Annotated in this window: 10 protein-coding genes and 1 pseudogene; 6 read left to right on the top strand and 5 right to left on the bottom strand. The window is 63.5% G+C overall.

The window, feature by feature from the left end; all coding sequences use genetic code 11:
- Positions 1 to 517 precede the first annotated feature (517 nt).
- Both AWC08_RS12170 and AWC08_RS12165 read left to right on the top strand, forming a co-directional pair.
- Positions 518 to 1,069 (top strand): hypothetical protein, encoded by a 552-nt coding sequence (locus tag AWC08_RS12170; protein WP_085087845.1) that lies wholly within the window; start codon positions 518 to 520, stop codon positions 1,067 to 1,069.
- A gap of 132 nt (positions 1,070 to 1,201) precedes the next feature.
- Positions 1,202 to 1,504 (top strand): hypothetical protein, encoded by a 303-nt coding sequence (locus tag AWC08_RS12165; RefSeq protein WP_085087842.1) that lies wholly within the window; start codon positions 1,202 to 1,204, stop codon positions 1,502 to 1,504.
- 19 nt (positions 1,505 to 1,523) lie between these two features.
- On the opposite strand, the gene AWC08_RS12160 is transcribed toward AWC08_RS12165, so the two are convergent.
- The 4 genes from AWC08_RS12160 to AWC08_RS12145 form a co-directional block, all read right to left on the bottom strand.
- Positions 1,524 to 2,087 carry a hypothetical protein gene (locus AWC08_RS12160; protein WP_085087840.1) on the bottom strand — a complete coding sequence of 188 codons (564 nt, stop codon included), beginning with the start codon at positions 2,085 to 2,087 and terminating at the stop codon, positions 1,524 to 1,526.
- Positions 2,088 to 2,128: 41 nt separating this feature from the next.
- Positions 2,129 to 2,434, bottom strand: coding sequence for a hypothetical protein (locus AWC08_RS12155; protein WP_085087837.1), 306 nt, complete (start codon positions 2,432 to 2,434; stop codon positions 2,129 to 2,131).
- 13 nt (positions 2,435 to 2,447) lie between these two features.
- A complete protein-coding gene (locus AWC08_RS12150; protein WP_244906498.1) occupies positions 2,448 to 2,687 on the bottom strand; it encodes a helix-turn-helix domain-containing protein in 240 nt (79 codons plus the stop codon).
- Positions 2,688 to 2,763: 76 nt separating this feature from the next.
- The gene (locus AWC08_RS12145) at positions 2,764 to 3,930 is read right to left on the bottom strand and encodes a hypothetical protein (RefSeq protein WP_244906497.1); all 1,167 of its coding nucleotides are present in this window, start codon (positions 3,928 to 3,930) and stop codon (positions 2,764 to 2,766) included.
- 114 nt (positions 3,931 to 4,044) lie between these two features.
- Here AWC08_RS12145 and AWC08_RS12140 point away from each other — a divergent pair, with 114 nt between their 5' ends.
- Positions 4,045 to 4,812: a phosphoadenosine phosphosulfate reductase domain-containing protein gene (locus AWC08_RS12140; RefSeq protein ID WP_085087829.1), complete on the top strand. Its 768-nt coding sequence runs from the start codon at positions 4,045 to 4,047 to the stop codon at positions 4,810 to 4,812.
- Positions 4,813 to 5,414: 602 nt separating this feature from the next.
- Here the strand turns inward: AWC08_RS12140 and AWC08_RS37355 are convergent.
- Positions 5,415 to 5,624, bottom strand: a complete 210-nt coding sequence (locus tag AWC08_RS37355) for a hypothetical protein (protein ID WP_159459988.1) — start codon at positions 5,622 to 5,624, stop codon at positions 5,415 to 5,417.
- 846 nt (positions 5,625 to 6,470) lie between these two features.
- Between AWC08_RS37355 and AWC08_RS39400 the strand changes: the two are divergent.
- The 3 genes and pseudogenes from AWC08_RS39400 to AWC08_RS12120 form a co-directional block, all read left to right on the top strand.
- Positions 6,471 to 6,644, top strand: a pseudogene (locus AWC08_RS39400) (hypothetical protein); the annotation flags it as partial.
- Complete coding sequence (locus AWC08_RS12125; RefSeq protein WP_085087826.1) at positions 6,641 to 7,069, top strand: MmpS family transport accessory protein; 429 nt, start codon at positions 6,641 to 6,643, stop codon at positions 7,067 to 7,069. The pseudogene AWC08_RS39400 and the gene AWC08_RS12125, both read left to right, overlap by 4 nt.
- Complete coding sequence (locus tag AWC08_RS12120) at positions 7,066 to 9,942, top strand: MMPL/RND family transporter (RefSeq protein WP_085087823.1); 2,877 nt, start codon at positions 7,066 to 7,068, stop codon at positions 9,940 to 9,942. The genes AWC08_RS12125 and AWC08_RS12120 overlap by 4 nt, the downstream gene beginning before the upstream one ends.
- The last annotated feature ends 147 nt before the right edge of the window (positions 9,943 to 10,089 follow it).

Below are 10,089 nucleotides of genomic sequence, written 5' to 3'. Positions count from 1 at the left end.
CGCCCGTCGCTTACGCATGGTGTCCCACCACTTCTTCTTGGGCACGAACAGTGTTCAGTCATACATAAGCCGAAACCCCCAAAGACGCCTGGCGGCGCCGCTACACCAACTACAGCAAGGACTACCTGCGGTTCCTGGCCGACAACGGCTACGAGCTGTCCGAAATCGAAAAAATCATCACCGGCCAAGCCAAGGAAGACACCGTCTATGACAGGATCGCCGCCGCCAAGACCACGGCGCCGAAGGGCGGCTGACCACCCACAGTCGGCCGGAACGGGCGTCGGGTGGGGCGGCGTGCAACCCGCGCCGCCCCACCGATCCTGTGCACGCCGCCCGGCGTCTGTCATCGATTGCTGAGAACCCGACACGTGCGCCGCCCGTAGCGCGAAACATCAATGGGTCAGTGGGTTTTCGTGACATCGTGAGGGTGGAACTCGTCCTCATTACCGTTGCTAAAGATCGGTGCCGCTGGTAGACTGACTACTATAGTCGTCACTACTGAGGAGGAGTACGCAGTATGTCCAGCAAGCCCGCCATCAACCCGGCGCAGTCCACCCCTGCCGCCGTCATCACCCACAGCCTGGTCCGCATCCAGGGCACCCAAGAGGGTGATCTGACCGTCTTTCACGCCTGCACCCCCACGGCGCGCATGACGATGACGTGGGGCGGCATTCTGATGACGTTCTGGTCGGCGCAGGCAGCGCAAAGTGTGCTCGAAGCGTTCGCGGCCGCCCGCCCACTGCTCGCACCACTGCTGCGCCGCATCCCGCCGCCGCCGACACCAGCCCTGGAACCCTTTGCGGCCCAGACCATCGCTCTGGACTGGACCCGGCGCGCCAGCTACGCCGTGGTGGCCCGCGACGAGTTAGCGCGCGATCGGCGCCGCCAGCTGAACTGGATCGACATTCACTGCGGCCCCTGCACCTGGCAGATCCTCGACCAGGACGGCTACCACAGTGCCGTGGAGCTGCTGCGGCGCGCGCACTCGACCGCAGTGCACGTGTTCACCGATGGACCGCGCTTCAGCGCAGACCCCACCCTCGACGATTACCGACCCACGCCGGAGTAATCCACAAGCCACCCACCGCGGGCCGCACTTATCCACAACGGAGGGTGCGGCCCGCGCCCGCGTGCCCGCCTAACGCCGACACTGGATGCAACGACACCTCCGGTGTCCCCCAAACCGAAAGGAATCCCGCGCATGACGACCTGGAGCCTCACCAGCAGCCATCCCGGGGACGTGCAGATCTGCACCGGCACCGCCACGACCACGGCCCAGGCGCGCGCGGCCGCGCTCGCCGCCGTTCGCGCCCGCCATGCCCACCTCAAGATCGCCGGCGCCTGCCGCTACACCCTGCACATCGATGGCCAGTGCACCGCCATCATCACCACCACCGCGCAGCAACCCGGTGACGACGTCGACCCCGAACAGCTCGACGAACTACTCGATCGCCTGGTGGCCACACCGATGCCCGCCGAACTCGACACCGCGGGTTACCGGTAGCACAGCCAGTCCGCGCGTTCTACTCGAACCTCACGGCGAGTTGCCGGATCCGCTGAGCGTACTCGGTTTCAGTGTTCTCAATCGCGGTCTCCATGCGTTGCAGACGCTGTTGATAGATGCGTGCTTGTTCCTCACGTGCGATTCGATCGGCCTCGATCTGCACGTGCAGTGCCGGAGCATCGGAGTTTTTCAATACTGCATAGGATTTGGCGTCGGTGACGGTGGTGAAGTCGGTGCTGTCGACTGCATAGCTTTCGGATTCGATACGGGCGATGAGCCGTGTCTGGGGTTGGCGCTGCTGATAGACCGCGGCACCGCCTTCGTCGAGGAGTTTGGCGAGTTCATCCATGGTGCGCTGCGTCGATTGCATGATGGCGATGGCGCGATCGCCGTAGTCCATGATTGCGCTGCGCGTGGGCCGGGCGTCAGCGGGCACCTTGTCGGTGATGGTGGCGATCAGTGCGGCGAGCTCATCGAGAAGTGCGCAGGCCGCGACGCCGGTCGAGCGGTGGCCCAGTTTGGCGTTGATGTCTTTGCGTTGATGGCGCACGAGATCGCCGAGGGCGTGCAGGCTTTGAAACATTGACGCCATTGTCCTGCATGCGGTGGCCGCGCCGAAAGGCCTTACTCGACGACGGAGAGCGCATGCGGTGGCAACCACAGGTTCATCGTGAGCTGGGATCGCCGGTTGGCGCTGCGTGCGGGCATCTGGACGCAGGCCAGCCAGGAGCCCTCGGAACGGCGCAGCCAGGCCACTTGGCGTGCCAGCATGACCGGCTCCAGCACCACGCCGCCCGCTTTCACCCAGAGGGGAAGTTCGTCTTTGCGGATACCGGAGGCCGGGAAGACCCGTGCCACATCGAGGCGGACCTGGCGGTCGACGCGAACAAGGGTCGGGAACTCAGCGGAATCGTCCCAGTGTTCGAACATAGTTTCGATGATGTCACGCGATGCCTCGCAGCAGCGTGGCGGCGCTGGTGTTCAGGGCGCGGGCCAGGTGGACCAGCACGACGGTGGTGGCTGCTTTATGGCCGTGTTCGACCTGGTTGAGGTAGGTGCGGTGGATGCCGGCGCGTTCGGCCAGGGTGGCTTGGGTCAAGCCTGCGGTGATGCGGCGCTCGCGGATCGCGGCCCCAATCTGTTGTTGGATCGCTGCGTCGTCGCCCGCAGTGTCGGTGTCCACCCAGGTCGCCCTTTGTTGTGTTCGGCCAGCAGTTGATTGTGGCCGATAGTCTACAAGCGACGTGGTGGCGCCGTGCTCAGAACAGGCCATCGCCGGTCGCCTCCTGCCACCACTGCTCAAAACCGGGGCGCTGCTTGTTCTGCGGGCCCGCCGGGGCGGCCACGAACAGGTGGTCCACCCCGTCGTGCGCGCGTTCGCGCACCACATGGCGCACCACGTCATCGGCGCCGCAGACCCGCTGCCCGGGTTGGGCGCTGAGCTGGTCGGCCATGTGGCTGCGGGTACCGGTGGCGATGATGCGCACCGAGCGGGCGGTGATGCCACGGCGGCCCTCGCGGCCGGGCCGGGCCAGCCGGCGCACCTCGTAGAGCGCCCACGGCGAGTGCTCCAAGCGGAAGGTGAAGCGCGCCATCACCTCGTCAAGTCCGGCCTGGGCGACAAGCTCGGCGGCGCTGCTGTTCTCGATCAGCGTTTGGGCCGGATTGAGGCTGCGGGCAACAAATTCCAGGAACAACGCCTCGGCGCCGCGCTCGGGTTCGGCGCGGTAGCGCTGCACTTGCTGGGATCGGCCGGTGGCCGTGGCCATCGAGAACGGGCAGAATCCGCATGCTGATTTGGGGATCGCTTCGCCCAGGATGTCCAGGACGAAACGCTGGCAATCGGCGCGGGTCCAGCCCCACTCCAGCAGCGGATACCAGCCGGTGCGGGTGGCGGTGTTGTAGGTGCGGTCTTTGGCGGCGCGCCCGGATTCATTTGCCTCGAAGCCGATCGCGTGCCGGTAGGGGTGTCCGGCGGTGATGCGCGCGATCACCGGATCCAGGCAGTCGCCTTTGGCGTGCATCGAGCAGGCCCTGATCCCGCCGCGCTGAGGCACCGTGCCCGCCGCCAGCATCTCCTGGCCCAGTGTGTAGTCGCCGTGGGCGAACAGCGTTGCCGCGCTCGAGGAATCGTCGAGGATTACGACGCCGTCGCCGACGCGTGTGGTGGTGCGGGCGCAGCGTGCCACCTGGATGAAGCGCACCCGGTGGCGCGCCAGCAGCGGCAACACCAGCCGCGAGACCGCGTCGGTGGTGGCCGCGAACTCATGGCCGGTCATGGCCGTGAGCACCACCAGGTCGGCAAGCTCGAAGTCGCGTGAGCTGGCGTCGGTGAGCCAGCGCAGCAGCATGGCCGTGGAGTCCAGACCCATCCCGAACGAGGCGCACACACGCGGAATCGGTGCCGTGGTGTCGAGCCCGGTCAATCTCGAAACCGTTGGCGCGCTTGCCATCATCGTACATCCCCTTGCTCGAAAGTGTTGTCTATAGTCTACCTTATGATGTAGACTATAGACAACACTTAAACGAGAAGGGAACCGATGACAATCACCGCCAACCACGCCCAGCTCCCGCTGGACTGGAACACCGCCGGATGCCCGCTACCCGCGCCCCAGACGGCGACAGCGGCGAGCACGCCCGAACTGGCCGACTACGACCGGATCCTGGTCAATTCCAGCGCCGGGAAAGACTCGCAAGCCAGCCTGCACGTCGTGGCCACGGCCGCACGCGCCGCCGGTGTCAGCGACCGCATCGTGGTGGTGCACGCCGACCTCGGCGACGCCGAATGGGACGGGGTGCCCCAGCTGGCCGCCGAACACGCCGCCCACTACGGGCTGCGCTTCGAGCTGGTAGGGCGCTCACGCGCCGGCAAGACCGAAACGATCCTCGAACGGGTCGCCCAACGCGGCAAGTGGCCCGACGCGGCACGGCGCTGGTGCACCAGCGACCACAAACGCGGCCCCATCCGCACCCTGATGACACGGCTGAGCGCTGAGCTGCGCGAGAGCGGCCAGGCACTCGACCGCCCCGTAAACCTGCTCAACGTCATGGGACTGCGCGCCGAAGAAAGCCCCGCCCGCAGTCGCCGAATCCCCTACGCCCACAACCACTCAGCCAGCAACGGACGCCGCCGCGTCGATGACTGGTACCCCATCCACGACTGGCCACTGGCCCGCGTGTGGGACACCATCGCCGCCGCAGGCACCCGCCCCCACCCCGCCTGTGCGGCCGGGATGACCCGACTGTTGTCGCAAGTCGCTAAACTACCCTCTGATGAAGCCGCATTCCTGGCTCGTAAGCGACCCTGAACCACTTTCAGGACTTTCTCAGTTGGCGTAGCCGACGCCATACTCGCCGCGGATGCATTAAGTACTGCGACCGATCGGAGAGCGTTGATCGCTCAGGTCTCCACTGATGCTCGCTCCGGCACGCTCGGCCTGGCGGTGCTGTGCGCCCCAAAAGGAGGAGCGACAGTATCTGACATCGATCAAGACGCTGGCCGAATAATCCAGGGCGACAGTAGACTTGAGCTCTACCACACGCTGTGGCAGGAACCCGGCGATGACGATGAACTCATACCAACTAGGGGCTGCTCGGTCCCCACATTCCATGGGTCGGCAGCCGATCTCGCGGCGGTCGCAGCTACGCTCGTCAACCTGATAGGACGCCACCTCCAACAACCGAATCCCGCGGTTTCGGGCACACATCTCGTCGCTTTGCCGCACGCGGCTAGCGGCCCACGTCACCACTTCCTCCCGGCGGGAACACAAGCCATGGATCACACTGCGGCGACAGAATGAGGGCAACCCTACGCCATGGCTGCGGCGCTGCTGAGGGTGTAGTTGTCCAGCGGCTGCGCACCGAGGGCGACCAACTGGATCAATGCAGTGCCACTCCAATCAGGACGCATCTACCGACGCTCCGCAGGCAGCATGCCGACATTGAAATTCAGGTCCTTGAAGTCGAGCTTCATTGCTTCTTGGTAGCGGCGGTACACCTTCGCCGATGCATCGAGCGGATGTCTCGACGCATGCCCGGGTTCAGTGGTCACCACGCGGTTGCGGAGCGTCGACATCGACGCCCCTTCGCTGCTCAGGCCGCGAAACGTCAGCGAGCACATTGATGAGTACAACCTCGACCAAGGCGACGATACAGTGAGCCGCCGGCAAGTACAGGCCTGGTACCTCGACATCGCCAACAGTGCGCCTGGCGGGGCTATTTCGCAGCAACCGTGGTCAGGCGCATGACGTCCTCGCGCCGGCTCGGCTCGGGGAGTGACGAAGGTAGAACCGAGGTGGTTAGCCATTGACCGGAGCTGATCGACCCGGCGTCGTGCCGGGACCAGTTCGGCGCCTTCAGGTCGCAGGCCACTGGGGAGCGCCCAGCTGAGACCACTCGTGGCGCCGTCACGGGATCTCTTGCTGGTCACCTGCATCGTCTGTTCAGTACTCGCCACTCGATTGCGTTACCGCTCGGTGCGGCTCCTCGGAAATCAGGATGCATATGGCACTCGCGTCACGGCATGTGATGGGGGTCTTCACCCCCCGGATGAAATCTCAAGAAAGTGGTGCTAAGACGGGCAGGAGAACCCCGAGCAGTATTTTGTCGACGTGCAGGTATCCAGCTGCTAACGATCTTGGCCAGGATGCGGTCCATGAGATGCACCTGCGTTTCGGTGCGATACCACTTCGCCATCGCCGGCTTGCACGTGACAATTGTTCTGCAAGGTGCAAACGAGTGAACTGGTCAACCATGATGTCGGACCGCAGTCGCCTCGGTTCGCGAGATCGGCGAGGAGAGACGGGCGTGCTGAATATGCGTGGTGGGTATTCCGAAACGTTTCCCGGTCAGTAGTATAGGCGATCGTGTCGTTGAGCACGGGTTCCATAACCGCGGCGGTCACCGCTGCAATTGACAAGCCCTCTTGCGTTAGGTTCTCCACGAGGTACATGAAGTCCATGCTTGCCTACAGCTGTTCTTCGGTTACGAATACATGCGTGAATCGCGGGTCTCCCGCGCGTTCATTGATTCCCGTGTACCAACTCTTTACCGCGGATCAACTCAGATCATGAAGGAATCATTGGTCGCGTTTTGTCGCCGCAAGATCTCGGTTGGTGGCCGGAAAGCCCTTGTTACATGACGGGTCTCGTCAAACGCATCTGGATCCCTATCGTGATGGCTGTTGTCGTAGCAGTCGGGTCCTTCACCGTATCGCGGCTGCGCGAAGTTTTCGGTTCAGATCAACATGTTTCGAGCGGAAGCAACGCTGACGCGATCGTTGCGTTCAATCCCAAGCGTGTTGTCTACGAGATCTTCGGTCCGACTGGAGCGACGGCGACCATCCACTATCTCGATGCCGATGCCCAACCGCAGGAGGTTGATAACGTGGCTATACCGTGGTCGGTGCGGATCGAGACTACGCTCAGCGCGGTTGTAGCCAATGTGGTGGCGCAGGGCGACAGTGAACGGCTTGGGTGCCGTATCACCGTCAACGGCGTTGTGCGTGACGAACTTACGGTGGAATCGCACAACGCCGCGACGAGCTGCCTGGTGAAGTCCGCATGAGAGGCGAACCTGACGGCGGGCGGGTGGTCGCCAGCCGAATAATCCGGTGGCTGGCGCTGCCGATCATCCTGTTCTGGCTGGCGTTGTGCGCCCTCATGAATACGGTGACGCCGCCGCTGTCCAAAGTCGCCGGAACTCATGCAGTCTCGTTCAGCGCCCACGATGCGCCGTCCTTGATCGCGATGAAGCGCATCGGCAAGGATTTTCAGCAATTCAATTACGACACCACGGCAATGGTGTTGCTCGAAGGCCGAGACAAGCTGGGCGACAGCGCGCATCGGTTTTACGACACGCTGATCGCCAAACTGTCCGAAGACAGAGCTCACGTCGAGCATGTCGAGAACTTCTGGGGTGACAGCCTGACCGCGGCGGGATCGCAGAGCACCGACGGCAAAGCCGCCTACGTCCAGCTGTACTTGACCGGCGATGGAGGCAGCGCGGCAGCCCACGAATCCGTTGCCGCCGTCGAGCGCATCGTGGACAGCGTGCCAGCGCCGCCCGGGATCAAGGCCTACGTGACGGGTCCGGGTCCGCTCAATGGTGATACCCATACCTACGGCGATCGCAGCCTGGAAAAGATCACTGTGATCACTGTTGTCGTGATCGCGATCCTGCTGCTCATCACGTATCGTTCGCTGAGCACCGTGCTGCTCGTGCTGCTGACGGTGGGCGTCGAATTGCTCACCGCCGAAGGCGTCGTCGCCACGCTGGCCAACAACAACGTCATCGCCCTCTCCACGTTCTCTGTGAATGTGCTTGTGGCACTGGCGATAGCAGCGTCGACGGACTACTCCATCTTCCTGATCGGCCGCTACCAGGAGGCTCGCGCGGCCGGCCTAGATCGAGAAGCCGCCTACGACGCCATGTTTCACGGAACGGCCCACGTGATCCTCGCCTCCGGGCTGACCGTCGCGGGAGCGATGTACTGCCTGAGTTTCACCCGTCTTCCCGTGTTCAACACTCTCGGTTGGCCGTGTTCTCTCGCGGTCCTGGTGGTGACCGTGGCCTCGTTGACCCTGGCACCGGCCGTCATTGGCGTCACCAGCCGATTCGGAGTATTCGACCCTAAACGCACAGTGAGCACCCGCCGTTGGCGACGAATCGGCACGATTGTCGTCCGGTGGCCCGGCCCGGTTCTCGTTGCGTCGATCCTGGTATCGCTGATCGGATTGATCGCCCTGCCGAGCTATCAGACCGGCTACAACGAGCGCTACTACCTGCCGGCCGATACCCCCTCGAACATTGGTTTCCAGGCGTCGGACCGGCACTTCCCCCAGGCCCGCATGGCGCCCGAGCTGCTGATGATCGAGGCCGATCACGACCTGCGCAACCCGACGGACATGCTCGTCCTGGACCGGATAGCCCGCAGCGTCTTCCATACCCCCGGTATCGCACGGGTGCAAGGTATTACCAGGCCGCTGGGCTCCCCGATCGACCACGCTTCGATCCCGTTCCAGATCAGCGCGCAAAGCGCGGTCGCGATCGAGAACCTCAAGACGCTTCGCGCACGCGTCGCCGACATGTCGAGGATGACCAACGAGTTGCAACGCATGATCGACATCTCGCAGCACATGGAAGACCTGACGCGACAGCTCACCAGCGTGACGCACGGCGTGGCCGGCGACACCCAGCAGATGCGGGACACCACCGGCGAGTTGCGAGATCACCTCGCCGATTTCGAAGACGTATGGCGGCCCATTCGAAGCTACTTCTATTGGGAGCGGCACTGTTTCGACATTCCGCTTTGCTGGTCGCTGCGGTCGCTGTTCGAGGGAATCGACGGCGTCGACCGACTCAGCGAGAATGTCGGCAACCTCGCACGCAGCACCGATCAACTCGACAAGATCATGCCGCAGATGCTGGCGCAGATGCCCCCGCTGATCGCGGCAATGCAGATGGTCAAGGATCTCGCTCAAACGGCGACCAGCACCTTCTCCGGGTTGATCACCCAGATGGACGCGTTGACCCGTAACACGACCGTGATGGGACAAGCCTTCGACGGCGCGAAGAACGACGACTTCTTCTACCTTCCGCCGGAAGCCTTCGACAACCCGGACTTCAAGCGCGGCCTGAGCATGTTCTTGTCGCCCGATGGCAGCTCGGCACGGTTTTTCATTACCCACAAGGGCGATCCGGCAACAGCCGAGGGGATCTCGCACATCGACAGCATCAAACAAGCCGCCGACGAGGCGGTCAAGGGCACTCCGTTGGCGGCGGCGAATATCTACCTGACCGGGACAGCGGCGAACTATAAAGACATGCACGACGGTTCCATATACGACCTGATGATCGCCGCGGTGGCTTCGCTGTGCCTGATCTTCATGATCATGCTGGCCATCACCGGAAGTGTGGTCGCCTCTGCGGTCATCGTGGGAACGGTCACCATCTCGTTGGGCTCGTCATTCGGCTTGTCGGTGCTGATCTGGCAGCACATGCTGCATATGCCGCTGCACTGGCTGGTGCTCGCGATGGCCATCATCGTCCTGCTGGCCGTCGGATCGGACTACAACCTGCTGCTGGCCGCGCGGTTCCGCGAAGAAACCAGTGCCGGACTCAAGACCGGGATGATCCGCTCAATGGGGAGCACCGGCGCGGTCGTCACCACCGCCGGCCTGGTATTCGCGTTCACCATGGGCACGATGGGAACCAGCGACCTGCGCGTCGTGGGCCAGATCGGCACCACGATCATGATCGGACTATTGTTCGACACCCTGATCGTGCGGTCGTTTATGATGCCGGCCGCCGCGACACTACTGGGCCGCTGGTTCTGGTGGCCCCGCCGCGTTCGTTCTCGTGCGGATTCGAGTCCTAATGGCACGCCCACGATCGCGCACCGAGCGGCGGACTTCCCGACGACCGCACCCGTGGTGTGAATTGCGTTGGTGAGCGACACCGTCGTCTTGCGCAAGACGCACACGAAAATTTCCGACCCCGCAATTGCAACTAGTGTCCTGAGTCATTAGTTGCAATCTAGTTGTTAGACTGGGTTGTGCCGACGCCACATGCTGCCGTGATTGTGT

It is taken from the genome of Mycobacterium gordonae (assembly GCF_002101675.1).
GTDB classification, from domain to species: Bacteria; Actinomycetota; Actinomycetes; order Mycobacteriales; family Mycobacteriaceae; genus Mycobacterium; species Mycobacterium gordonae.
This window is presented reverse-complemented; position numbering and strand designations above follow the sequence as displayed.